This is a genomic window from Brucella grignonensis (genome assembly GCF_002252505.1).
GTDB lineage: Bacteria > Pseudomonadota > Alphaproteobacteria > Rhizobiales > Rhizobiaceae > Brucella > Brucella grignonensis.
The window spans coordinates 299,959-326,729 of record NZ_NNRL01000163.1 but is presented as its reverse complement, the minus strand read 5'-3'; the positions used below and the strand labels follow the sequence as shown (position 1 = coordinate 326,729).

Genomic DNA, 26,771 nt, shown 5'->3' with positions numbered 1-26,771 from the left:
GAGTTTACCCCCCTTTAAACTGCCGCATTTACCCTTCAGGCGATAAACGCCCTCGATATATGCGGGTTGATGAATTAAGCGGTTACAAAACCAGTAACCGATAAGCAGGCGGGCGGATCTAAAACAACATGGCATCGCGAGACGGCAGAAACGGACGTATCGAGCCTTCCTTCGGCAAGCAGCAGGAGCAGGAGCAGGAAGAGGACGTGTTTCGCGTCGATGAGGAGGAGCGCATGGCCCGTCCCCAACGTAAAAGCAAACCGACAAAAGATCGCGAACCGCGCAGTTCGCGTCGCGCGCCCAAAAAACGCGGCGGCTTTTTCGGGTTTGTTCGCCGTGCATTTTACTGGTGTCTCGTGCTCGGCCTTTGGGGCGGCATCGCTTTCGCGGGCATGCTCGTGTACTTCGCAGCCAAAATGCCGCCGACAACGGATTGGACCATTCCCGACCGTCCGCCAAATGTTCGTATCGTTGATGTGCAGGGCGGTCTCATCGCCAATCGCGGTACAACAGGCGGGGAAGCTGTCGGCTTGCACGAAATGTCGCCCTTCATTCCGCAAGCTGTCATGGCGATCGAAGACCGCCGTTTCATGTCGCATTTCGGTATTGATCCGATTGGTCTCGCCCGTGCAATTGTTACCAATGTGACCTCTGGCCGCGCCGTACAGGGTGGCTCGACACTCACACAGCAGCTTGCCAAAAACCTCTTCCTTTCGCCTGATCGCACGCTTGAGCGCAAGGTGCAGGAAGTGATGCTCGCCCTGTGGCTTGAGCATAAATATACCAAAGAGCAGATATTGGAGATGTATCTGAACCGTGTCTATCTCGGTTCCGGTGCCTATGGTGTCGATGCGGCTTCGCGACGCTATTTCGGAAAGTCTGCCAAGGACGTGAACCTCATGGAAGCGGCAACGCTTGCCGGCCTTCTGAAAGCCCCTTCGCGTCTTTCGCCTGCGCGCGATCCAGAGGCCGCAAGTGCCCGCGCCAAGCTGGTGCTGGGCGCTATGCGCGAAGAAGGCATGATCGATGACCGGCAGGTCGCCATCGCAGAAAGCGAGCCGCCAACACGCGCTGCGGCTTACTGGCAGGGTTCTGAAAACTATTTTGCCGACCGGGTGGTTGCCGAGATTCCCGCGCTTATTGGCGAAACGAAAACCGACATCACGGTTGAAACCACTGTCGATCTCAATCTGCAGCGTGCTGGCGAAGAAGCAATCAAGGACCAGATTTCGGCAAATGGCAAAAAGATGAATGTGAGTCAGGGTGCGCTCGTATCAATCGACGGTACGGGTGCTGTGCGCGCATTGGTGGGCGGCTATGATTATGCTGCCAGCCAGTTCGACCGCGTCACCGACGCCCGCCGTCAGCCCGCCTCATCCTTCAAGCCTTTTGTCTATCTGACAGCACTCGAACAAGGCCGTACGCCCGATTCTGTTCGCAACGATGCGCCTGTGCGGATCGGTAAATGGACGCCGAGCAATGACAACGGCAAGTATATGGGCGAAGTGACGCTGGCGACCGCCTTGTCTCACTCGCTTAATTCCGTTTCAGCGCAGCTGGTCATGGAAGTTGGTCCACAGACCGTGATTGACACCGCGCACCGCCTTGGCGTTCAGTCGAAGTTGGAACCCAACGCCTCGCTGGCACTCGGCACATCCGAAGTCTCATTGCTGGAATTGACCGACGCCTATGTGCCTTTTGCCAACGGTGGTTATCGTGCGCCGGTGTATTTCATTACCAGGATCACGGATTCTGACGGCAAGGTTCTGTACCAGAGAGAAGATGGCGTCGGCCCCCGCGTGATCGATGAACGCAATGTCGGCATGATAAATGCGATGCTTCGTCGTACGGTGGAAGATGGCACCGCAAAACGTGCGGCCTTTGGCTGGCCTGCAGCGGGCAAAACCGGCACCAGCCAGAATTTCCGCGATGCGTGGTTTATCGGCTATACGGCAAATCTCACAACCGGCGTCTGGTTCGGCAATGATGACGGCAAGGGTATGAAGCGTGTCTTCGGCTCCACGCTTCCAGTCGCCGCTTGGAAAACCTTCATGAAGGAAGCCCATAAGGGCGTACCAGTCGCCGAACTTCCCGGTCATTACGATATTCAGAATGTTGTCCCCGGCGGCAGCGACGGTATCGATCCAAACAATCCATATGAACCCGGCATAATTCCGCAAGGCGGCTATGGCGATCAGCCAATGGCGGGCAATGGTGATGATGGCTATTGGCCACCGGCTCCTGATTCCCCCGCCCGCAATACCGTTCAACAGGGTCAGCAATCCAGCGTGCCAGCCAACTATCCGGTGAATGACAATGGCGCACCAGTGCCACCCGGTAACGTTGGCGGTCCACCACCGCAGAACCGCGATTCCACGACCTTGCTCGATATCATCATGGGCAATACGCAGTAAGAGAGCGCATCCCAAAAGGTGCGTGTCAGATCAAACCTCTCGAAAAGCCGGTCTGATCGCTGATCGGTCCGGCCTCGCGATCAAGTGAAGCACCCCGCATTGCCCGCTGCTAATTCCCCTCGAAATCCTGAGCGGCTTAGTCTATTCAAGGATTGAGAGTGAGGTTTTCATGTCTACAGTTTCCCACACTGATACGTCCCGGTCTGATGCTCCCAAGGCAGATGCGGAACGTAAGACCCTTGTGCTGACAGGGGCAAGTCGCGGCATTGGCCATGCCACGGTCAAGCGTTTCTCGCGCGCCGGTTGGCGTGTCATTACCTGTTCCCGTCAGGATTTCGCCGAAAATTGTCCTTGGCCAGCGGGCCCGGAAGATCACATAAAGGTTGATCTGGCCGATCAGGAAGATATCGGCAAGGCGATTGCTGAAATTCGTCGCAGACTGGAAGCCGATGGCAGCAAGCTGCATGCACTCGTCAATAATGCGGGCATCTCGCCTAAAGCAGAAGGCGGTCGTCGCCTGAATTCAATTGAAACTCCAATGGCTGTGTGGCGCGATGTGTTTCAAGTGAACTTCATGGCGCCGATCATGCTGGCGCGCGGACTGTTCAAGGAACTGGAAGCAGCACAGGGTTCAGTGGTCAACGTGACATCCATCGCAGGCAGTCGCGTTCACCCCTTTGCAGGCACCGCTTATGCGACGTCAAAGGCTGCGCTGGCAGCCCTTACACGCGAAATGGCTTCTGATTTTGGCCCACATGGCATCCGAGTGAATGCCATTGCACCGGGCGAAATCGACACCGCAATCCTGTCGCCCGGTACAGACAAGCTGGTGGAACAATTGCCCATGCGGCGCCTCGGTAAAACCTCCGAAGTGGCCGAGACCATCTATTATCTCTGCTCCGAAGCTTCATCCTATGTGACCGGCTCGGAAATCCATATCAATGGTGGCCAGCACGTTTAGCCAATTTTCAAAAGCGCTGTGTTGAACAACACCGCGCTTTTGTGTTTATGTTCGTTATTTTCTAACCTTCAATCGATTTAGATTGGTTCCAATTAAGACAGAATCACCGGAACTTCTCTAACAGTTTGTTTTTACGCATTGTCCTGCGCAAAGCCGCTTCGCACTTTTGCTGGACATGCTCTAACGGCCGAGTTGACCCTATGATCCTATGCTGCGGTGAAGCCCTGATTGATATGTTGCCACGCGAAACGGCAGAAGGCGAAACAGCCTTTGTGCCCTTTGCTGGCGGCTCCGTGTTCAACACGGCCATCGCACTTGGCAGGTTGAGTGTTCCGACCGGATTTTTCTCAGGCCTGTCATCAGATTTCTTCGGTGAAGTGCTGCGCGACGCCTTGGCCCGTTCAAATGTCGATTATTCCTATTCGGCAATCTCCGATCGGCCAACGACGCTGGCATTTGTGCGGCTTGTGGACGGACAGGCCCGCTACGCTTTTTACGATGAAAACACGGCATTGCGGATGCTTTCGGAAAGCGACATACCGCTAATTGACGACGCAATAGATGCGCTGCTTTTTGGCTGCATCAGCCTGATTTCGGAACCATGCGGCAGCGTCTACGAAGCACTGATGACGCATGAAGCTTCAAAGCGCGTCATGTTTCTCGACCCGAACATTCGCGCCAGTTTCATCACCGACCGGGAAAAACACCTCGCCCGGATGAAGCGTATGATCGCACTCGCGGACATCGTGAAACTTTCAGATGAGGATCTCGACTGGTTCGGCGAAAAAGGCAACCACGACGAAATTGCAGCCGAATGGCTCAAGCTTGGACCCAAGCTGATCGTCATTACCAAAGGCGCCCATGGTGCCGATGCTTATACTGCAAAGGCAACTGTTCGCGTGCCCGGCGTGAAGGTGGATGTGGTGGATACCGTGGGGGCTGGTGATACGGTCAATGCCGGTATTCTCGCGAGCCTGCATGGTCAAGGATTACTGACCAAGGATGCAGTCGCCAATCTCGACGAAGACCAGATTCATGCAGCCGTGGCATTGGGCGTTCGCGCTGCAGCCATCACTGTTTCCCGTGCTGGTGCCAATCCGCCATGGGCGCATGAGATGAAGGATTGACGCACGACAAAGTCGTGACATGATGCGCGCATACGCATTTCCAGCAAAAGTGTAAAACGGTTTTGTGTCCGGAAATGTGCAGGCGAAAAGCATTTCCAGCAAAAGTGCGCAGCGGTTTTGCCGGAAATGTGCAAACGAAAGTTGGCGCATTATGAGCATCGAATTTCTGCTGACATCCTTCATCATTGTCGCGTCCCCCGGAACAGGAGTGCTGGTGACGCTTGCCGCAGGACTGTCCCGTGGTGCAAGGGCTTCAGTCATTGCCGCGCTCGGCTGCACGCTCGGCATCGTGCCGCATATGCTGGCAGCCATAACGGGGCTTGCGGCTCTGCTCCATGCCAGCGCACTTGCTTTCGAGATCATCAAATATGCAGGCGTCGCCTATCTACTCTATATGGCATGGATGACGCTCAAGGAGCACGGCACACTGAAAGTCGAGACCGATGACGCTCCGCGTTCGGACCGCGAGGTCATCTGGTCGGCAATCCTGGTCAATCTTTTGAACCCCAAACTATCGATATTCTTCTTTGCCTTCCTGCCGCAATTTGTGAATACGCAACAGGGCGGAACGGTTACCCGCATGGTGGAACTGTCCCTCGTCTTCATGGCGATGACATTCGTGGTGTTTGCTATCTACGGAGTTTTCGCCGCCGCCGTCCGTAACCAGATCATCTCGCGCCCCGCAGTCCTTGCATGGATGCGCCGTAGTTTTGCTGCCGCTTTCGTTGCGCTGGGAGCAAAACTTGCACTGACCGAACGATAGACCATGGCCCAGAATATTTATGATCGCGACGATTTCTTCACTGCCTATAGTCAGTTGCCGCGTTCAGTGTACGGATTGGATGGTGCGCCTGAGTGGCCTTATATCCGCTCGCTGCTGCCTGATTTATCCGGCAAAGACATCGCTGATCTCGGCTGCGGATTTGGATGGTTTTCCCGCTTTGCCCGCGAGCAGGACGCGGCTTCCGTCGTCGGATACGATCTGTCGGAAAACATGCTTGAACGTGCGCAGCACGACACTAAGGACAATGCGATCCGGTATGTGCAAGCTGATCTGGAAACATTGGAACTGCCAGAAGCACATTTCGATCTGGTCTATAGCTCGCTCGCCTTTCACTACATCCGCGACTTTACGCGTCTGCTCAACACGATCCATCGTGCGCTTCGTCCCGGTTCCCACTTCATCTTCACGATCGAACATCCGATTTTCATGGCACCGCTAAAGCCCGGTTGGATCGTGGATGAAAACCAAAACAAGCACTGGCCGGTCGATCATTATTCCGTCGAAGGCGAAAGGCGCACCGACTGGCTTGCGGATGGTGTCATTAAATACCACCGTCGCCTGAGCACGACTGTCAATGCTTTGCTTGAAACAGGCTTCGCCATCAACAATCTTGAAGAATGGCGTCCGACATCGGAGCAAGTTGAGGCTATGCCCGCATTGCGCGATGAGGTGGAACGTCCAATGCTTCTGATCGTATCAGCAGGCCGATAAGCGGGAACAAAGCAACATCGAGCTGTATTGCCCTCGCGTTGCCCTTGACCCGACGCATTTCGCGCTTTCTATAGAGGAAGGGCGGGAGAGAATCGAAAAATGGCGAAGGACAAATCATTGGACGTCTTGCGCATAGCAGCCTTCTCGCAAGGCAATCAGGGCGGCAATCCCGCCGGTGTACTGATTTCTGAAAAACACCCCTCAGCTGAGGAAATGCAGAAAATCGCTCATGATGTTGGCTTTTCGGAAACGGCATTTGCCATGCCGGAAGGAGACAGCTGGCGCGTGCGTTATTTCGCGCCCGAAATGGAAGTGCCCTTCTGCGGCCATGCCACAATAGCGCTCGGTGCTGCACTTGCCATGCGCGAAGGTGACGGACGTTTTGCATTAAAGCTCAACAATTCCGATATCAGTGTGGAGGGCCGCAAGGAGGGCGATCTGTTTTCAGCCAGCCTTCAATCGCCCGGAACGCGCAACCGCGCTGCATCTGAAATCGAGATTGAGCAGGCGCTTGCGCTGTTCAACTATGAGAAAGATGATCTGGCGCCGGGCATTCCACCTGCACTGATCCATGCAGGCGCAGATCATATCGTGTTGGCATTGCGCTCACGCGAGAAACTGGCGGCCATGCATTATGATCTTCCGCGCGGGCGGGTTCTGATGAAGCGACAAGGCTGGACCACGATCCTTCTGGTGCATTCAGAAACGCCACAACGCTTTCACAGCCGCAATCCTTTTGCCTCGGGCGGGGTTTATGAAGATCCTGCGACCGGCGCGTCTACAGCGGCCTTTGCTGCTTATCTGCGCGACTTGGGCTGGCCGCATGGCGGATCTATTGAAGTGTTTCAGGGCGAAGATATGGGCGTACCATCCCATCTGCGCGCTGAAATTGGTCATGTACGCGGCGAATCGATCCGCCTGTCCGGTACAGCGCGCCTGATGGAATAACGGAATACAACTCGTCAAACCTTGACGAGTTGCTCCACTCGCTCTTCATTGCCGAAGAACTTGAGATAACGTTCGACTTCCTTTGGATCGCCTGTTGCTTTCTGCGGATTGTCGGAAAGCTTTACTGCCGGGCGTCCATTGGCATCGATCACCTTGCAGACCAGCGATATGGCTTTGAGGCCATGGATTGTTGTCGGTGCGCATCCGGCAAAATCATTGGTAAGGTTCGTACCCCAACCAAAGCTCATGCGGACCCGGCCCTCAAAGTGGCGATAGGTTTCCTCAATCGTTTCGACATCGAGTGCATCAGAGAAGATCAGCAGTTTTTCGCGCGGGTCTTTGCCGCGAGACTTCCACCATTCGATGATACGTTCGCCGCCTTCGATCGGCGGGGCGCTGTCGGGACGGAAGCCGGTCCAGTCGGCAACCCAGTCCGGCGCACTGCGCAAGAATGCCGCCGTACCGAAAGCATCGGGCAGAACAATCAGAAGATTGCCGCCATAATAACGGTTCCAGTCCTGAAGCACCCGATAAGGTGCAGTGCGCAGCTCATCATCCGTATTGGCAAGCGCTGCCAATACCATCGGCAATTCATGCGCATTGGTGCCGAGCGCTTCAAGATCGTTATCCATCGCCAGAAGCACATTGCTGGTGCCGGTGAATGCTCCGCCGATACCTTCCTTCAGAGCTTCAACACACCAGCGCTGCCACAGGAATGAATGACGGCGACGGGTGCCGAAATCCGAAATCTTCAGGTCCGGCAATTCGCGAAGCCGCTCAACCTTGCTCCACATCTTGGCCTTTGCGCGGGCATAAAGCACATCAAGCGAGAACGGCCCGAGATTTTTCATCGCCGCGCGCGAACGCAACTCGTTGATGATGGCAAGTGCTGGAATTTCCCACATGGTGGTATGCGACCAGGGGCCATGGAAACGCAGCTCATACTGACCATCCTTGCGGCGCAGATCGTATTCTGGCAGTTGGAAGTCATGCAGCCAGTTGAGAAACTCCGGCTGGAAAATCTGCTTGCGGCCATAAAAACTGTTACCGGCCAGCCAGATCATCTCTTTCTTGGTAAAGCGCAGCGTGCGTGCATGATCGAGTTGCGCGCGCAATTCGCCTTCGTCGATCTCATCGGCAAGGCGCACGGACGTCGTGCGATTGATGAGCGCGAAGGTCGCATCCACCTTGGGGTAAAGTCCCCAGATCATCTGCAACATCAGAAGTTTGTAGAAATCCGTGTCCAGCAGGCTGCGAACAATCGGATCGAGCTTCCATGCGTGGTTAAAGACGCGCCGCGCGATATCGGTTTTGGCCATGACGGCCTCCATTGCATGAACTTAGAGCATTTCCACTTTTAGGTGAAACGCTGGAAATGCTCTCACTATTTTTACGCATGTCTCTACCCCAAAACCGGTTCCCACTTTTGGGAGACATGCAATTGCTTGCAACCAAACCAAATGCTTGGCAGCCAAAAGAAAGGCGGGTTTTCACCCGCCTTTTTAAATGTTTCATTCAGATTTGGGAAGCTCTACAATGATCTCATGTTCACCATCGAGCTTGATCGCAACCCCTTCATCGGGCTTGGTGATTTTACGTCCATTGAGCTTGATCGCCTTTGCCTTAGCACCTGTCACCACCTTGATATGGTAGACCGCATCGCCGAAGCGCAGGTCAGCTTCATAGCCGTCCCATTCAGGCGGCAATGCCGGATCAAGATGCAGGCGATCACCACGTTTTGTGACACCAAGAATGCCTTCTGTCGCCACGCGATAGAACCAGCCAGCGGAACCCGTGTACCAGGTCCAGCCGCCCTGTCCCCGACGCGGCTCGACCGAATAGATATCGGCTGCGATCACATATGGCTCAACGCGGTAGACATCTGGATTGCGTCCATGGTTGACCGGGCTGATGAGCGAGAACAGACGCCACGCTTCCGCGGCCTTGCCCATGCGAGCCAATGCCAGAATAGCCCATGTTGCACCATGCGTGTACTGACCGCCATTCTCACGAACGCCGGGCGGATAGCCCTTGATGTAACCCGGCTCCTGCACCGTCTTGTCAAAAGGCGGTGTGAACAGACGCAGCAATTCGCCCTGATCGTCGAGCAGATATTTCTTGAGCGAAGCCATTGCCTGTTCGGCACGCTTCGGATCGGCAACACCTGACAACACGCTCCATGATTGCGCGATAGCATCGATCTGGCATTCGTCGCTTTCCTTCGAACCCAGCGGTGCACCGTTGTCGAAGAAGCCACGGCGATACCATTCGCCATCCCAGCCATCGCGATCCAGTGCTTTGGTCAGGCTTTCGAGATGCTTTTCCCACGCGTTTGCTCGCTTCGTATCCTTGCGCGATTCAGCAATCGGGATGAACTGGCGTAGCGTGTAGGCAAGGAACCAGCCAAGCCACACACTTTCGCCTTCGCCCTTGACGCCGACAAGATTCATGCCGTCATTCCAGTCGCCGCCAAGGATCAGCGGCAGACCGTGCTTGCCGGTACGTTCGATCGCAAGATCGAGCGCCAATGCGCAATGCTCATAAAGGCTTTCAGTGTTCTTCGAGATTTGCGGCTCGTAGAACGCATCATGTTCACCCTCTTCGAGCTTGCGGCCTTCAAGGAATGGCAGCTTCTCGTCGAGAATCGCGCGATCACCCGTCGTTTCCACATAGAGCGATGTGCCGTAGCCAAGCCAGACCACATCGTCAGAGATCAGCGTGCGAACGCCTGCACCCGTTGCTGGCAGCCACCAATGCTGCACATCGCCTTCCGGGAACTGGCGCGAGGCCGCATTGAGGATCTGCGCACGAGCCAATGAAGGATCAATCAGCAGAAGCGACAGCGTATCCTGCAGCTGGTCACGGAAACCGAACGCGCCACTGGCCTGATAGAAGGCAGCACGCGCCCATATACGGCAGGCAATCGCCTGATATGGCAACCAGCCATTGATCAGCAGATCGAAGGCCGGATCAGGCGTTTTGACCTGTACGCGGCTGAACAGCCCTTCCCAATGCTTGGCCGCAGCATTCAGCTTGTCATCGAAGGAAGCCTTGCGGCTTTCTGCGACTAGCGCTTTTGCCTGCTGCTGATCGGCAGCATTGCCGAGCAGGAAGACCAATTCACGGCTTTCGCCCGGACCCACTTCAATATCGAGCGCAAGCGCTGCGCATGGATCGCGTCCTGCTTCTACCGTGCCCGAAAGCGCTTTGCCGGCAAGTACAACCTCTGGCCTGTCGACCGATCCTGTCGAACCGATGAACTCGCCACGATCAGCCGTGACCGATTGCGGCTTTTCGGTTGCCGCAAAGAACGCCACCTGACCGGACTTGTCCGGATGATACGGATTGCCTGCAAAGAGCGCACCGAGTTCTTCATCCTGCGATGGCACGATGAAAGGCACATTCTTGGCGCGGGCATTGCCCAGAACCCATTCCACATAACCATAGGCACGCAGCTTGCGCTTGGACCGGCCCTTATTGGTAATCGTCAGACGCGAAAGCCGAACCGGCTTTTCGGCATCCACAATGTGGGTGAGTTCCAGTGCCAGTTCGCCATGCTGTGCCGAGAACGTGGTGTAGCCATGGCTGTGGCGGGCTTCGTAGGTGACAGCTTCGTCGCGCAGCACATTCGCCGTTGGTGCAAAGCTGCGGCCCGTTTCACGATCAAGAACGTAGATCGCTTCGCCCGGACGGTTGGTGACCGGATCATTTGCCCACGGGGTAAGCTGATAATCACGGCTGTTGCCTGCCCAGGTAAAGGCTGAACCTTCTGCCGAAACATGGAACCCGAAATCCGGATTAGCGATCACGTTGATCCATGGATGCGGCGTGGTTGTGCGGTTGTTGATCCGCACGACGTAGCTGCCATCCTCGGCAAAACCGCCATAACCATTCCAGAACTGGAGATCGTCACCCGCTGGAGCCGGACGTGTCACTGGCTTTGGCTTGGCAACCAGACGACGTTCTTCCGTGCCGCGATCAAGCGCAACAGGTGCAAGCCCTGCTGCACCCAGCCCTTGCTGGGCCGTGACCGGTGTTTTGGCATCACTTCGTGCGGCCAGATCAACCGTGATTTCTTCGCTGCGGCGCAGCTGTTCGGCAAGCGAACCGTTCTGCGCATGCATGACGATCCGAGCAGACGCGAGAAGCGTGTTGTAGCTTTCCTCGCTCATCTGATCGCGACGAACTGCAAAGATATGCGGTTGACCGCCGCCACGAGCGCGGAAACCTTCCACGATCCAGTCGATGGCGCGTTGCGTATCCTGCGCATAGGAGAATGCGCGTTCGTTGACTGCAACGACGTCAACCGTCAGGCCCTTGCTGCGCCAATATTCCTGCGCGCGCAGCACGCCACGCAGCACATCAAGATCGGCTTCATTATCAATGCGAAGAGCAAAGATCGGATAATCGCCGGAGATCGACATCGGCCAGAGGTTGGATTGCTTGCCAAGGCCGCTTGCAATCGTTTCAGGCGGCTGACGCAAGGTGCGTTCCGGATAGAGCAGATAGGCTGCCACCTTCTGGTAGTCAGCAGCTTCCGCCGGCTTGATGCCGATATGGTAGAGCTGCACCTGCGAACTCGTCCATGACAGCGAATATTCGCGCGCAAAGGTCTCCGGATGACGATGCATCGCGACCGCATGTTCAACCGCATCGCGGCTTCCACCTGCAAAGGTCCAGAAGACGAGGCTCACCTTCTTATGCGCCGGAACGCGAACGCGGGTGCGTACCGATGCAATCGGATCAAGCACACAGCCCTGGCTTCCGGTGAATGTCGCACCTTCATCAAAGGCTGCGGCATCACGCAGCGAACGACCGCGACCGATGAAAGCGCGACGGTCGGTTTCGACTTCTGTCTCTCGGATCGAGCCCGACAAATCGGTCACGAAATGGGCTACATGAATATCCGGATCGGACGGCGCACGCTTGCGGCGTTTCGCATAGATGGTCGAGCCATTGTCAGCGATTTCGGTTTCGACAAACATCTTGGCGAATGCCGGATGTGCTGCATCGCTGTCGCTATCGGTCAGCACCAGTTCGGAATAAGACGTGACTTCAATCACGCGATCCCGCGCACTGGTGTTGATGATATCGAGCCTGCGGCCTTCACCATCAGATTCTGACGAAACGATCACTTCCATGACCGTCTTGATGTCACCGGCAGTCTTGTAGAACTCCGCCTTGTCTTCGGTGAAGACAGTCTTGGTTTCTTCCTCGGGGTTGCGTACCGGCTCGCCGGTCGCCGACCACCAGTATCCGCTTTCCATATCGCGCAGGAACAGGAACGTGCCCTGCAAATCCTCCGACGCATCGGCATGGAAACGGGTGATGTCCCAATTGTGCCAGCGACTATAGCCTGAGCCATTCGCCGTCACCATCAGCGCATATTGACCATTCGACATCATATGCGTTGTACGCGGGGCCTTGAACGGCACATCAATAATACGCATTGGCGCATCATCGAAACCGCCCGAATCCACACGCATCGGATTTTCCGTCTTCGCATAGATCATCGGAATTTCACGTGGTGCCTTTTCCTGCAACAGCAGTTCGGCTGCTTCAATCACCGGATCGGAATGGAAGCGTTCACGCATGCGGCCTTCGAAGATCACGTTGTTAACCGCAATGATCGACATGCCATGGTGGTGGGCATAGTAGTTTTTCACCACTGCACAGGTTTCACCTTCACGAACACGCGATGGGGTGAAGTCCACGGAATCGTGGAAACCATAACGGCCAAGCGCACCAAGCTTTTCCAATCGCTTCAGGTTGGCGACAGCCGCGGCAGGTTGATACTGCGAAGCCAGCAAGCTCGCATAAGGCGCGATAACCGCATTACGCGACAGGCCACGCTGAAGGCCGAGATTCGGCACACCAAAGTTCGAATATTGGTAGTTCATATGCGCGTCACGCGCATTGAATGCCGCTTCCGAAATACCCCAAGGCAGACCACGCGAAGTCGCGTAGTCGATCTGACGCTGCACAACGAGCTTGTTGGTCTGGTCAAGCAGCGAACCAAGCGGCTCCGACATAACCAGCGGCGGCATCAGATATTCGAACATCGAGCCGGACCAGGAGAGCAGAGCGCCCTTCCAGCCAACTGGAACCAGAAGACGGCCAAGCTTGAACCAATGCTCAACCGGCACGTCGCCCTTGGCAATGGCAAACAAGCTCGCAAGACGAGCTTCCGATGCCAGAAGATCGTAGCAGCTTTCGTCCAGTTCGTTTTCCTGCACGCGGAAACCGATCGACAGAAGACGACGTTCTTTCCGTTCAAGGAAACCGAACTGCATGTCAAAGGCCAGCTGGCGCGAACGGGATGCAAGATCACGCAGGCGTTCACGCAGCTCATCGGTGTTGTGCTCGCCCGTCGAATCGTCGGTGTGGGCCTTGCAGGTTTCAACGAGAATATAAGCCCACTCACGCGCTTCAGCACTTGCAGGTGTTTCGATCTCGCTGTCGAGTTCTTCCATCAGGCGCACAATATCGGTCGCAAAGAGCGACAGATTGATGGTGCGGAACGATGCCGTTTCCGGCTCTTCCTTGATGGTGCGCACTGCACGACGGAAATTGGCGATCCGTTCTTCCAGACGACGGCGCAATGGACGCAGGATACGGCGATCATCCGGGATGCGCGCAATCGTTTCCTCAAGCACGTCGTTGACGTCGAGAATGCCGTCGAGATCGGCCTGGAGATAGACCGATGGCGCTTCCGCCCATTCTTCCAGCGCGGAAGAAAGGGTGACAAGATGGCCCGCGAGATTGCCACTGTCCACAGCAGAGACGTAAAGCGGACGCATCGGCGTCAGCGTATTGGTCTCATACCAGTTGTAGAGATGGCCCTGATATTTCTCCATCTTCTCAAGCGTATTGACGGTGGCTTCGACGCGGTCCAGCGTTTCAGCAAAACCGATCCAGCCAAAATCACGCGCGGCAACCACCGAGAGAAGATAAACGCCGATATTGGTTGGTGACGTTCGCTGCGCAACAATCGGAGCTGGATCTTCCTGGAAGTTATCGGGTGGAAGATGGTTGTTTTCCTCATTCGCGAATTCGGCGAAGTAGCGCCAGGTACGGCGCGCATAACGGCGCAAATCCGACTTGTCAGAGGACAGCACTTCCAGCGTATCCTGCGGCTTGGCAGAACGGCTGACGAGCCAGGCAATCAGCGGTGACGCAAACCAGATCACGGCAAAGGGTGCAGCAATCATCGCTGCGTGGCTCTCAGCTGCCAGAGGCATGAAGATCGCAAGACCCGCAATAACAATGGCTGGCCACATCATCTGGAAGTAAAACAGCAGAGTGTCGGGCGCGGACTTGGCCTGTGCCGCCGTACGCCATTCGAGCAGGTTACGGCGTGATACGAACAGGCGATAAATCGTGCGCGCAATCGCATCAGCCATCAGGAACGCGGAATGCGCAATGAAGGTGGTGCGCAGCGCCACATCCGCCGTACCCAGTGCAATATCGGTCAGAACCGACTGCGCATGGCCTTTCAGCGAATAGTCCATATTTGACGGAATGAGGTTGGTGACGATGCCGAAGGTCGGCGCCACAAACATGCTGATGATCAGGAAGCCCTGCCAGACAGCAGCCGGTCCAATTGGCAGTACACTCCAGCCGATAATGGCTGCAAGCAGCCACAGGATCGGATTGAGCGAACGACGCAGATTATCGACCATTTTCCAACGCGTGATCGCGCTGACACCACGACCTGTCGAGAACAGCCATGGCAGAAGCTGCCAGTCGCCACGTGCCCAACGGTGATGACGCGACACGTCGACATTGTAGCCGGTCGGATAATCTTCAACGACTTCGACATCACTGACCAGCGCTGCGCGGGCATAGCCGCCTTCGAGCAGATCGTGGCTGAGAAGTGTGTTCTCTGGAACGCGATTTTTCAACGCAATTTCAAAGGCGTCGATATCGTAAAGACCCTTACCGGTGAAGGTGCCTTCACCCAAAAGATCCTGATAGGAATCAGAAACAGCAAAGACATAAGGATCAATGCCGCGATTGACCGAGAACACGCGCTGCAGGAATGAAGCTTCGTCGCCTGTCGTCAACGAAGGCGTCACACGAGGCTGCAAAATGCCATAACCGCGAACAACCTTACCGGTTTTCTCGTCGAAAACCGGACGGTTCAGCGGATGGCTGAGCTTGCCAACAAGGTTGGTGACCGATTCTGGCGTAAGTCGCGTATCGGCGTCCAGCGTCATGACGAATTTAACGTCTTTCGGCAGACGCTCGTCCGGCGGGAAATAGCTCGTATCCTGATCACCGCGCAGCAGCAGATTCAGCTCATGCAGCTTGCCACGCTTGCGCTCCCAGCCCATCCAGCAGCTCTGCTTTTCATTGAATAGGCGGCGACGGTGAAGCAGGAAGAAGCGCGGCTGTTCGCCGCCAGTATAATGCTCATTGAGCTTGGCAATTTCATCGCGCGCATATTCGTAGATTTCCATATCCGCAGGCGTGATTTCCTGCTTGGCATCCACCCAGTCGCTGACCAGCGCGAAATAAATCTCGCCGCGCGGATTGGTGAGATAATGGACCTCAAGATTGCGGATCTGCTCATCTATGGAATCACGCGAATTGATAAGCGTCGGCACGGCAACAAGCGTGCGCGCCTCAACTGGCAGGCCTTCCTTATATTCAAAGCCGATCAAGCGCGTCGGCTGCACAAACCAGGGCACCAGCGCATTGAACAGCGAATAAGACGCGTCCATTGCCGGGAAAATCGCGAGCAGCGTAAACAAAGTACGCAGGTCGGTCGAAAGACCTGCCCTGCTCATGCAATAATTGACCGTCAGCAGAATCAGAATCGTGAAAATGGCTGTTGGGATGAAGAAACCCAACAGGCCAAGATTACGATAGAAGCGCAGGGCTTTGACGCCGAATGGCGCCTTGTAGCCGCACATCTTTTCAAGCTCAGAGCGTCCCTCGCCCGAAAGATAATAGGCGATCGAGCCCTTACCTTCCGCGCCGTTGACATCTGCTGGTCCCGCGGACTTGCTGTCTTCTGCAAGTTTGAGTGCTGCCCAGGTGATGTCGATTTCGCTCATATTCGAAAAGCGAGCGAGCTTTTCAATCGTCACGCGATAGGCATTGCGCGAGCGAAAATCCAGAAGTTCAAAATCGCTGTGGTCGCGCAGAATTGCATCGACCTCGTTGACGGTTTCAAACCAGGTTTCCCAATCGATATCGTCAATTCTTTTGAGGCTGGTGATGACATTGCCCATCGTCACACCACCGGTGGACTGGCGGGCATGCTCTTCAACGATGGCGTCTTCGGGATTGCTGCCTTCCTGCTCGAGAATACGCTCCAGCCAGCTTGCGGCAGCGGATGTATCGGTCGAAGCGCTGCGCAGACGATACAGCAGATGCGTGGCAAATGTGCTGTCACGTGCTGCTTGCGCATATTGTGCCAGAACCGTTTCGAGCTCATCCTTATCTGTGGCAACGACGATGCGATCAGCAGCAGTATTGGCGAGATTGCGCATATTGCGCGCGCGATCAACGCGCAGCGCCAGACGACGCGCATTCTCAATGAGGAAATAGCGCACAGCCGATGGCAGCGCCCAGAGCTCACCAATCTTCAGCGGCGCGACAGTCTGAAAGCCCTGAACAAGCGCCGTCAGCGACTTGAGCGAGAAATTACTGTCGGTGTGAGCAACATAAAGCCATGCAAGCGCGAAAATACGCGGCATGTCCTGATATTTTTCAACGCGGGCCTCATAGGGCGGCAGCTGGCGGATGAACTTTCGCGGCAGATCGCGGCGTGTCTGCTGGACGGTCTTGTCGATCTGATAATGATTGTCGAGCAGCCACTGAGCGGCTGGCGTAATCGTCTCGCCAGCGCGAGAAGCCGCATCGGACGAGCGGTACGCATGCAGGATCAGCTTGCCATTTTCAGACAGGCGCTGATCGAACTCAAAAGCCTGATAGCCGGGCAAGTCCAGCTCTTCGCCACGTGCAACGGAGGCCGCGAGTTCGCGCAGCTCATCCTCGCTTTTGTAAAGAGCACGTATCGGAGAGGGTTGCTCGGGCGGAATCTGATCCGAAGTCTTGCGATCGGCAATGGACGAATTAGACGGCGAAGAAGACAATTCCGGCATGTGCCTTAACAGCCTTTCCGAAGGGAATAAGTTAAATGCGGCGGGTGGATACTGAATGCACTGAGAATTTTCATATCAGGGGAACGACAGTATCCGTATTCGGTTCCCTGAATGTCGATATCATTTGGCCAAAATGCGACGACGGGTTGTGCTGATATTCAAACCGTTTGAATCGCAACGCACAATTCTTTCCGAACATTAATGTTGCGTTATAAAATATGCGCCTTTTGCAACCCTAACATACTGAAAATAAGAATAATACTACTCTGCGTAATAGATTGCGAAAATGCCTCGGTCGCGTGCTTTGCCCCCAAAAGACAAAAAGACATCCGCATTTGTCAAACAACGCGGATGTCAGCTTGATAACTGCCTGTGAGGTCAGCCTAAATCACGAATGCGTTTCAGCCAGAACCGAAGGTTTTTCTACTGCATCTGGCGCATCATCATTTCCGAAAACCTGCCAATAGCGAGGACGGAAAGCGATGCGGCTTTTTTCCGAAGCCGGATGCTCCGCCGGTATCTCGATTTCGACACGCTCACGCGCACCGCCGATTTCAAGTTCCACACGGCGTTTACCGCCAGACCTGCGGCTTGCAATGACTGTACCGGCAATGCAGCCACCGCAACCGTCAAGCAATTCGACATCGTGGGGGCGGAAAAACAATCGTGCGTCACCATCGGCGACGCTATCGACTGTCAGACCAATATTGCGATCGGCCAGCCAAAGCTCACCCTTTTCTATGCGCACAGGAAGAGTGCTGGATTCACCAATGAAGCCATAAACGAAAGGCGAATTGGGCGTATCATAGACCTCATCAGGCGTACCGATCTGCTCGATACGGCCCTGGCTCATCACCACCACTCGATCTGCGAGTTCCAGCGCTTCATCCTGATCGTGGGTAACGAATACGGTCGTGTGTCCGGTCTTGTCGTGAATCTCGCGAAGCCAACGGCGCAGCTCCTTGCGAACCTGAGCATCAAGTGCTCCGAACGGTTCGTCGAGAAGCAGGACTTTCGGCTCGATAGCCATGGCGCGCGCAAGCGCCACGCGTTGACGCTGACCACCAGAAAGCTGCGACGGATAGCGGTTTTCAAGCCCTTTCAGCTGCACAAGATCGAGCAATTCAAGCGCGCGGCGCCTGATCTCGACTGTAGCAGGACGTGTACTGCTCGGGCGAACCTTCAGACCAAAACCGATATTCTCAGCAACCGTCATATGGCGAAACAGCGCATAGTGCTGGAATACGAAGCCGACATTACGCTCCTGCACACTCTTGTGCGAAGCATCCTCTTCACCAAAATAAACAGCGCCTTCGGTTGGTTTTTCCAACCCGGCAATCAGACGCAGCAAGGTTGTCTTGCCTGAACCCGATGGCCCAAGCAAAGCAATCAACTCGCTCGAGCGGATGTCCAGCGACACATTATGCAATGCCGGAAAGCGAGCAAACTCTTTACGCACACCGGCGACACGAACTTCCATTCCCAGTCCTTTCCCCTACCGCCAACTGCCAAAACAAAGCTTGGGCGGCTTATTCTCGTATATAAGTTAGTTGTTAATGACCGTTACTGCCAGCCAGTTCATCACCGTAACGCAGTTCAAGAAATGCTTTTAGTGCCAAGGTCACGAGAGCAAGAAGTGCCAGCAGTGAGGCGACGGCAAATGCTGCGACGAAATTGTACTCATTGTAGAGGATTTCGACATGCAGCGGCATTGTATTGGTAAGACCACGAATATGGCCCGACACCACAGAAACTGCGCCAAACTCGCCCATCGCCCGCGCATTACAGAGCAAAACGCCGTAGAGAAGCCCCCATTTGATGTTGGGCAAGGTGACATAACGGAAGGTTTGCCAGCCATTTGCCCCCAAAGAAATTGCGGCTTCTTCATCACCGCTTCCCTGTTCCTGCATCAGCGGAATGAGTTCGCGCGCCACAAATGGAAATGTCACAAAGAGTGTTGCCAGCACGATACCAGGCACCGCAAAGAGTATCTGGATATTATGGCTCGATAACCATGGTCCAAGCAGTCCATGACTTGCAAACAGCAACACAAAAACAAGACCGGAAATAACCGGCGATATCGAAAATGGCAGGTCAATCAAGGTTGTCAGAACGGCTTTACCTTTGAACTCGAACTTGGCAATTGCCCAAGCAGCGGCGACACCAAACACCAGATTGACGGGCACGGATATTGCCGCAACCAACAAGGTCAACCTGATTGCTGCCCAGGCATCCGGCTCAACAAGCGCAGTAAGATACTCTTCCGTTCCCTTACGGAAGGCTTCGACAAAAACTGCGACCACCGGCAGAATGAGGAAGAGCGCCAGAAACACCAGCGCTATGCCAATCAAAAGGAGCCGCGTCGGCAGACTTTCCGTCACGGCACTGCGCATCGAAGTTGTTATGTCATTCGCCATAGCCATACTTCTTTCTCGTCCAGGACTGGATCAGATTGATGAACAGCAACATGGCAAATGAAAGCGCCAGCATCACGGTCGCAAGCGCGGTCGCTCCGGCATAATCATATTCTTCAAGCCTGATGACGATCAGCAAGGGCGCGATTTCCGACACATAGGGTGTGTTGCCCGCGATGAAGATCACGGAACCATATTCACCAACCCCGCGTGCGAAAGCGAGTGCGAAGCCAGTGAGAATCGCTGGCTGCAAACTTGGCAGAAGCACCCGCCAGATTGTCTGGAAACGCGACGCGCCAAGGGTTGCTGCAGCTTCCTCAACCTCACGGCTGATTTCTTCCATAATGGGCTGCACTGTGCGTACCACGAATGGCAGGCCGATGAAGATCAACGCCACAACGATGCCTGCGCGCGAAAAAGCGATCCGAATATTAAATGGGGCCAGCAAGCTGCCGATCCAGCCATTGGGTGCATAGATTGAAGCGAGCGCAATACCGGCAACAGCCGTTGGAAGTGCAAACGGAATATCCACGATTGCATCAATGAACCGTCGCCCCGGAAAGCGATAGCGCACCAGCACCCAGGCCAGGATCACGCCAAACACAACGTTGACAAGCGCTGCAATGAAGGCTGTGCCAAAGCTGGTTTCAAGCGCTCTTATGGTGCGTTCATCGGTGACGATACGCCAAAAACCCGACAGCCCGACATCGGTCGAGCGCAGCACGAGAGCCGCAAGCGGAATAAGAATAAGAAGAGTCAAGTAGGCGACACTAAAACCGAGCGTCAGTCCGAAGCCCGGAATGACACTCGGTTTTCTGAAATGCCACCCTGCTCTGACCGGTGCAGGGCGCGAAGACATCAATATTTGTTCCCTTTTATTGATCTTTCGTGTGACTGCATCCTATCGGAATCAGACCACGAGTGGATTTACTTCGCAGGCTTGTAGATCTGGTCGAATGTACCGCCATCGCCGAAGTGATAAGGCTGCGCTTTGGCCCATCCGCCAAAGATTGGATCATCAATCGTCACAAGCTGCAATTGCGGAAACTCGCGCTTCTGGTCAGCAGGCACGACGTCCGGCTTGGATGGACGGTAAAAATGCTTGGATGCAAGCGCCTGACCTTCGGGCGAATAGAGATATTCGAGATAGGCCTCGGCAACCTTGCGGGTTCCGTTTTCATCGGCATTCTTATCGACCAGCGCCACGGGTGGTTCTGCGAGGATGGACTGAGGCGGAACCACAATGTCAAAAGCATCTTCACCGAATTCAGCGATCGAAAGATAGGCTTCGTTTTCCCAAGCCAGCAGCACATCGCCAAGCTGGCGTTGCACGAAGGTCGTGGTCGAACCGCGTGCACCTGTATCGAGCACCGGCACATGGCGGAACAATTCGCCGATATAATCCTTTATCTTGGCTTCATCGCCGCCATATTCCTTATAGGCCCACGCCCAGGCCGCCAGATAGTTCCAGCGTGCACCGCCCGAAGTTTTCGGGTTTGGCGTAATGACCTCGACGCCATCCTTTACCAGATCACCCCAATCCTTGATGGTCTTGGGATTGCCTTTACGCACAAGGAAAACAATCGTGGAGGTATAGGGTGAGGAATTATCCGGGAGGCGTTTGCGCCAATCCTTGTCGATTTTACCGGAATGTTCGACAATCGCGTCAATATCGCTTTCCAACGCAAGTGTCACGACATCAGCCTTGACGCCGTCAATGACGGAGCGTGCCTGCTTGCCCGAACCGCCATGGGAAACGCGGATGGTCAGATTTTCGCCAGTCTGATCCTTCCAGTGTTTTGCAAAGGCCGCGTTGTAATCCTTGTAAAGCTCGCGCGTCGGATCATAAGATACATTCAAAAGCGTCTGATCGGCAAAACTTGCCTGAACCGTCCCGGTCAGCGAAGCCACAGCGACCACTGCTGCCAAAGTGAGCGAAAATCTCGATATCTTCATGACCGCCTCCATGTTTCATTGGCCAAGACAGTATCAGAGCTCATTGAAGACAGGATGCCACAAGTCTGTCGTTATTTGAAACGACTTCGAAAAATCTACTCGCTTTGCGGGATAATTCGGGGATATTTTTTCCATCGGCATGTCGAAACATGCCAGCAATAGTATCATCAACTCATTGGGCCAGCGTGGGCACGGCAACCGGCACCGTTCCAGCGGCAGGCTGACCACTCGTGGCCTGCCCCAGTTCGAGCGGAGGCTGCTTCGGCTCGTTCCAGCCCATAAAATTGTAGAACGTATAGCGCCAGACGCCGATTTCCTCGTGAAGCGCCAGATCAGTCACCAGGAAATACAGGCCTGCCGAAGACATATTGGTTTGCGATCCGGTCAGATAACCGGCAGCGACCGGCTCGGGCTTCACGCCGAAATGCGCAAGATAAAGAAGATCGCGCTTCATCATCGGCGCAGCTTGCAACAGAACAACCTTCGTCGGTCTGATCTGGCGCAGGTTTGCCGCCGTGTTCCTGGCATTCTGCCAGCTGTTGCGGCTCTTTTCGTCAAGCAGGATGGAAGCCGGATCGACACCGGCCTTTTCCAACTGTTTGGCAATCGACGCGGCCTCGGAAACACCCGTTCCAGCCACATCGGCACCGCTGACGATAAATTTGCAGCTGAGACTCAGCTCGACACACTGACGGTTCATGGCAACCGCCGTCAAGATTGGCCCGTAAGAGAAGGCAAGCGGCTCGACCACATTCCGCCCCTGTACATCGACCGTCTGGGTTCCCATGCCGAAGATGATGAAGGCAATATTGTCTTCAAGCGGCGTCTGCAATTTCGATGAATAGGATGATTGCAGGCGGCTCATCAGATAATCGGGGAGAATTGCAGAAGCAATTGCGCTATATAAAACGGCACCAAAGCCTAATAATAAAAAGCCAGTCTTGCATCGTTTGAATTTCAACGAGAGTAATCCAACAATAACAAAGGCAATAATAATATTAATCGTCATACGGAAATCACCGGTATTCAATATGAATTCTTTTTAATTTCATCAATATAAACGGCTGTAAAAAGACCGAGCAATCCCAATAAATTCGGGAATGATCATTCTGCCCCTTAAAAGTGGGACCCGGGTTGGGATTGCGGGGGCAAATTTACTCCGGGTCCCGGCCGATCTAACGACCAGCAGAGTTATAACGGACGAAGATGGATTCGGTTCCCGTATAAAATTCAAATTTTAAGAGTTTTTTCGCTACGCATCGCCAAGCTGGTTACGGCAAACACAGTTTCATATTTCGAAATGAATTGTCGCTATATTAGAGCGCATCCCGAAAAGTATGAAACGGTTTTCGGGAAAGATGCGCATAAAAGCAAATGATTAGATCGCCGATCTGATCCAATCAGATCGAAACGCGCTCTAAAACGTGAGGATAGCTTTCACAGACTGACCCCAGCGAAGGCGACAGAGAGGTGATTATGCAAAAAAGTCTATTCAATGCGGGTATCGCATTCGTCATGGCTGTTCTCATGACAAGTCCCGGTCTGGCGCAGACGATAAATCGGGACTCTGTTATTCGCGTAGACTATGTCTGTGAACGCGGCGTTGTCGTTCCCGTCACCTATATTCATGCAGGCGAGGAGCCAGCTTTCGCTGTGCTTGACGCAGAAGGCAAATTGGTCGCGCTGCAATGGCACGACGCTCTCAAAAAATACGTCGCCATGGATGAACAGGACAGCTATCGCTGGGCTGAAAAAGACGGACAGGGCATTTTAAGCCATCTCGAAGCCGACGATTCAGCCAAAGAAGTGACACTGCTTTCAGCCTGTCGTGCTGATGATAGTGAACAATAGCGATCCCAACGATCAGGGGACAAGATAATGTTTGTCCCACTGTTCCTGTGGAACTTCATCGCCAATATCATAATGGAATGACACGACGTTGATGTGCTCATTGTCCGTCTTGCAGACGAAAGCAAGCTTATACCAATGCTCACGGCTGCGGAAGGCAGCACCGTCAGCCTGAATGCTATTCTTTCCCGCGACAGGATCGGTAAAAGCATAGGCTAGAACCTTGTCGACCGAAAACTTTCTCTCATCTCGGCTGATCCGCTCCATCGCCTCGACATCGCAGCGCTGCTCAAGACGCGTTGCAGGATCGAGTTTTTCAAGCTGCGCCTTTTCGAGTGCTGTCATGGCCATGGACGGTGCGCTCACAGAAACGACGACGGACAAAATGGCAAACGATAAAAGGTGAGCGCCGAAAGAATTCGACATCAAAGCAGATAAAAACTTCATGGGGTTTCGGCTAACTCGCTTCGTATGAATTTAAGAAAGAGGTTTAGTAGCATCTCTTTGCGTCGGCTTGTCGACCATCACGGCAATTTTATAAGCCTTCATCCCCACAAGATCGCTCCGTATAGTCAGGAAAAATTCTCTTCAAACAAAGTTCGATCACGACCCGCTTCTTTGGCAGCATAAAGAATCTTGTCGGCTCGCTCCACGGCTTGCCAGAGATCATCCTTGTGACGAAGCCTGACAACACCAAAGCTGCACGTAACGTTCACACTATCTGAAAGACGAGAAAACTCGTAGGTTGTGATGCTTTTCCGGATAGTCTCGACCAGCGCAAAGGCAGCATCCGACGTCATGTCATCGAGATAAAGAATAAACTCCTCACCACCCGTACGTGCCGTCAAATCACGGCTTCTTAGACAAGATCGCAAAACATCTGCAAATTCTTGCAGAACAGCGTCACCCGTTGCATGCCCATAAACATCGTTGATCGTTTTGAAATAATCGATGTCACAAGCCACGATCCAACCGGAAATATTGCTGCGCTCCATGTCCAGCATGCGTGTTTCCAACCCACGACGGTTGAGAAGTCCTGTAAGGGGATCGCTATCGCGCTCGTGAGCTAGTTCATCGAACCGATCAGCGCCCGCTGCTGCAAAAAGCACCAGCCCGGCAATGACCGCTGCGACCGCCGTTGAGAAAACCGTCCATTGCCAGAAAGGCGTGAAGGCAAAATCAACCGGCGTATCTTCACTGACAATGGAATGCGCCGTCAGCAATGTGCGCGGAAAAAACTGGACTGCCACAAGAACCAACATGCCGAAAATGAGCTTGTCGGCGGGAGAACCATAAACGAGGCTCCGCAGATACCAGACAATACCCAGCATCACACATGCGAGCCCGAGATTGAGTACATATACCCGACCGAGCAGGCTTGGATGGGGATAGAGAAAATAGATAATGCCGCCGAGGATCAGCACAAGGCTTGCAACACCGAACCAAAGCGGCAAACCAAGACCCGATCGACGCAGAATCCCATGCCCGCCGGCCAAAGTGCCAAGCACATAGATTGTGGCAGTCAGCATCGTGTTCTGGCCATCATCGACGGGTATGTCGACAAGCTGGGCGAGCATGGCCAAGCCAATGCAGAGAAAGCACAACGCGCACCATAAAAGATAGCGACGCAGCTTATCTACAGCCCAGACAACAACGAAGGCCAGTGAAAACAGGAGCAGAACGGCTGGTAGTACATAGAGCATATAATTCTTATCTTATTTTAACTGTCAGTGACTCTTATCGCCTCCCCTAATTAAAAACACAATTCAGTAAATTAGAATGGCAATAGAAACACAGACTATTCTGGTGAAACGCTCTTGATTTCACATATCCGCCCGTGCTTGAAACCTGCAAACGCAATCGGCGGTCTAGCCGTATGGCCAAGTTGACAATTAGCCAGTGGTCAGCCGGCGGCCAACGAGCGGTTTGCCGCGAAAGGAAGAGATATGAAGCCCGTTTTCCTGCAACTGCAATGTACGCCCGGCAAGACTTATGAGGTTGCGGACACGCTCTATCAGCGTGAAATCGTATCGGAGCTCTATTCGACCAGTGGCGAATATGATCTCCTTGCCAAAATCTATGTCGCGGAAGGTGACGATATCGGCAAATTCATCAACGAAAACGTGCTGAACATTCCAAATATCGTGCGTTCGCTGACGACCCTTACATTTACCGCGTTTTAGAATGAGTTTGATCTGGCCGAATCCGATCCGCCCGTCTCAACGCCTCAAATGGCTGCGCGGTAAAGATTTGATTCACCATTAGTCTATTATCCTGATCATTCAGGGAACCTCCCTGTGTCCTTGCGCATTGACTCTATGTTAGCCCGCCCAAATGGGCTTTACGAAAGATTAGATCGAAAGCGACACTGGAAAAGAAGATGGATAATCTTGAACATAGGCGCGTACTGGTCGTGGAGGACGAAATTTTTGTCGCCCTCGACGTGGCCGCCACTGTGGAAGATGCCAACGGAACGGTTGTCGGCCCCGTGGGAACCGTAAAGCAGGCCATAGACATTATAAATCGGCAGGATGTCGATGCAGCCATTCTCGACGTCAATCTGGCTGATGGTGATCTGGAACCCATTCTTGATAGGCTGAAAAGCAGAAACATTTTCGTGGTCATTCACACTGGCGGTGGACTGCCTGCTCATCTCGCGACACGCTATCCGGAGATGCCGATCTTTCAGAAGCCCGTTCCGCCTTATGTACTGACAAGGGCGCTGGCTTCGGCATTTACACCCAATATGGCTCAACGCGTCTGATGCGTCACAGCTTCCCCGATTTCGCAACCGTGCTGAAAGAAGCTGAAGCAGAGCGCGACAGCGCTGATCGTCCATCACGCCTGACTGATAGTCTCGCATCCGCAGTGTTTTCCGCCGGGTTCAGTCCAGCTTCAAACGGGACTTATCCGACGGAAAAAACAGTCCCACAGTTCGATTTTCAGGATTTTGAAACTGATCAGGGCAAGCTTGATCGCGAAATGCGCGAACTTGCAAAGCGCATGGAAAGCCAATCCCCAGCGTCCATTCGCAGAGAACTTAATCTGCGGCCCGAAATGAAACGGGCAGAGCTTCAACAGCTGCGCCGTCGGTTTGCGGCGCAAAACCATCCCGACCGGTTGCCGCAAGAATTTCGTTTGGCAGCAGAGCAGCGCATGAAGACAGCCAACGCACTGCTCGATAGCGCCATGGCTTCTGCAACAAATGAGCTTTAAGAAATTTCCTTACGTTTAAAGCTTTAAATCTTTTGCATTATAACAATAATATGCTAGATTGATCCTGTCGGTGCCTGCAATTGCTGTTGCACGCCTGAACTTTTCCGCTGAACGCAATGTCCATAAAGGATCGCGACCGGTGCAAGCGCTGGGGCAATTTGCGCTTTGCTCTGCGGAAATGGTTCTGCCATACCGGCATCACAGCTTAGTGCATCCCGAAAAGTGTGAAGCAGTTTTCGGATAAGATGTGCGTCAACAAAGTAGAATAGAGCGCATT

At 54.1% G+C, this 26,771-nt stretch carries 19 protein-coding genes; 10 read left to right on the top strand and 9 right to left on the bottom strand.

The window, feature by feature from the left end:
• Positions 1-128 precede the first annotated feature (128 nt).
• From CEV33_RS15365 to CEV33_RS15340, 6 genes are all read left to right on the top strand, one after another.
• Positions 129-2,414 (top strand): transglycosylase domain-containing protein, encoded by a 2,286-nt coding sequence (locus tag CEV33_RS15365; protein WP_094541288.1) that lies wholly within the window; start codon positions 129-131, stop codon positions 2,412-2,414.
• Between the two features lie 169 nt (positions 2,415-2,583).
• Positions 2,584-3,375, top strand: a complete 792-nt coding sequence (locus CEV33_RS15360) for an SDR family NAD(P)-dependent oxidoreductase (protein ID WP_094541287.1) — start codon at positions 2,584-2,586, stop codon at positions 3,373-3,375.
• 200 nt (positions 3,376-3,575) lie between these two features.
• The gene (locus CEV33_RS15355) at positions 3,576-4,502 is read left to right on the top strand and encodes a carbohydrate kinase family protein (RefSeq protein WP_094541286.1); all 927 of its coding nucleotides are present in this window, start codon (positions 3,576-3,578) and stop codon (positions 4,500-4,502) included.
• Between the two features lie 151 nt (positions 4,503-4,653).
• Positions 4,654-5,265 (top strand): LysE family translocator, encoded by a 612-nt coding sequence (locus CEV33_RS15350; RefSeq protein ID WP_094541285.1) that lies wholly within the window; start codon positions 4,654-4,656, stop codon positions 5,263-5,265.
• Between the two features lie 3 nt (positions 5,266-5,268).
• Positions 5,269-5,997: a class I SAM-dependent methyltransferase gene (locus CEV33_RS15345; protein WP_094541284.1), complete on the top strand. Its 729-nt coding sequence runs from the start codon at positions 5,269-5,271 to the stop codon at positions 5,995-5,997.
• Between the two features lie 117 nt (positions 5,998-6,114).
• The gene (locus CEV33_RS15340; protein WP_024898206.1) at positions 6,115-6,945 is read left to right on the top strand and encodes a PhzF family phenazine biosynthesis protein; all 831 of its coding nucleotides are present in this window, start codon (positions 6,115-6,117) and stop codon (positions 6,943-6,945) included.
• A gap of 14 nt (positions 6,946-6,959) precedes the next feature.
• Here CEV33_RS15340 and pncB read toward each other — a convergent pair whose 3' ends face one another.
• The 7 genes from pncB to CEV33_RS15305 all read right to left on the bottom strand — a co-directional run bounded on the left by pncB (position 6,960) and on the right by CEV33_RS15305 (position 22,439).
• The gene (gene pncB / locus CEV33_RS15335; RefSeq protein WP_094541743.1) at positions 6,960-8,264 is read right to left on the bottom strand and encodes a nicotinate phosphoribosyltransferase; all 1,305 of its coding nucleotides are present in this window, start codon (positions 8,262-8,264) and stop codon (positions 6,960-6,962) included.
• A 192-nt stretch (positions 8,265-8,456) separates the two neighbouring features.
• Complete coding sequence (locus CEV33_RS15330) at positions 8,457-17,060, bottom strand: GH36-type glycosyl hydrolase domain-containing protein (protein ID WP_094541283.1); 8,604 nt, start codon at positions 17,058-17,060, stop codon at positions 8,457-8,459.
• 388 nt (positions 17,061-17,448) lie between these two features.
• Positions 17,449-18,540: a sulfate/molybdate ABC transporter ATP-binding protein gene (locus CEV33_RS15325; protein ID WP_094541282.1), complete on the bottom strand. Its 1,092-nt coding sequence runs from the start codon at positions 18,538-18,540 to the stop codon at positions 17,449-17,451.
• A gap of 73 nt (positions 18,541-18,613) precedes the next feature.
• Complete coding sequence (cysW, locus tag CEV33_RS15320; protein WP_094541742.1) at positions 18,614-19,477, bottom strand: sulfate ABC transporter permease subunit CysW; 864 nt, start codon at positions 19,475-19,477, stop codon at positions 18,614-18,616.
• A complete protein-coding gene (gene cysT, locus CEV33_RS15315; protein ID WP_094541281.1) occupies positions 19,467-20,333 on the bottom strand; it encodes a sulfate ABC transporter permease subunit CysT in 867 nt (288 codons plus the stop codon). The genes cysW and cysT overlap by 11 nt, the downstream gene beginning before the upstream one ends.
• Before the next feature lie 68 nt (positions 20,334-20,401).
• Positions 20,402-21,430, bottom strand: coding sequence for a sulfate ABC transporter substrate-binding protein (locus CEV33_RS15310; RefSeq protein WP_094541280.1), 1,029 nt, complete (start codon positions 21,428-21,430; stop codon positions 20,402-20,404).
• A 172-nt stretch (positions 21,431-21,602) separates the two neighbouring features.
• Positions 21,603-22,439, bottom strand: coding sequence for a YdcF family protein (locus CEV33_RS15305; protein ID WP_094541741.1), 837 nt, complete (start codon positions 22,437-22,439; stop codon positions 21,603-21,605).
• A 467-nt stretch (positions 22,440-22,906) separates the two neighbouring features.
• On the opposite strand from CEV33_RS15305, the gene CEV33_RS15300 reads away from it, so the two are divergent.
• The gene (locus CEV33_RS15300; RefSeq protein ID WP_328588571.1) at positions 22,907-23,281 is read left to right on the top strand and encodes a lysozyme inhibitor; all 375 of its coding nucleotides are present in this window, start codon (positions 22,907-22,909) and stop codon (positions 23,279-23,281) included.
• A 12-nt stretch (positions 23,282-23,293) separates the two neighbouring features.
• Here the strand turns inward: CEV33_RS15300 and CEV33_RS15295 are convergent, their stop codons facing one another.
• Entirely contained in the window at positions 23,294-23,725 is a 432-nt protein-coding gene (locus CEV33_RS15295; protein ID WP_374816295.1) for a DUF930 domain-containing protein, read from the bottom strand.
• Positions 23,726-23,850: 125 nt separating this feature from the next.
• The gene (locus CEV33_RS15290) at positions 23,851-24,981 is read right to left on the bottom strand and encodes a GGDEF domain-containing protein (protein ID WP_094541279.1); all 1,131 of its coding nucleotides are present in this window, start codon (positions 24,979-24,981) and stop codon (positions 23,851-23,853) included.
• Between the two features lie 243 nt (positions 24,982-25,224).
• Between CEV33_RS15290 and CEV33_RS15285 the strand changes: the two genes are divergently transcribed.
• The 3 genes from CEV33_RS15285 (at position 25,225) to CEV33_RS24700 (ending at position 26,494) form a co-directional block, all read left to right on the top strand.
• Positions 25,225-25,461, top strand: a complete 237-nt coding sequence (locus CEV33_RS15285; protein ID WP_094541278.1) for an Lrp/AsnC ligand binding domain-containing protein — start codon at positions 25,225-25,227, stop codon at positions 25,459-25,461.
• A gap of 197 nt (positions 25,462-25,658) precedes the next feature.
• Entirely contained in the window at positions 25,659-26,042 is a 384-nt protein-coding gene (locus CEV33_RS15280) for a response regulator (RefSeq protein ID WP_094541277.1), read from the top strand.
• A complete protein-coding gene (locus tag CEV33_RS24700; RefSeq protein ID WP_094541276.1) occupies positions 26,042-26,494 on the top strand; it encodes a hypothetical protein in 453 nt (150 codons plus the stop codon). Before CEV33_RS15280 ends, CEV33_RS24700 begins: the two co-directional genes overlap by 1 nt.
• Positions 26,495-26,771 lie beyond the last annotated feature (277 nt).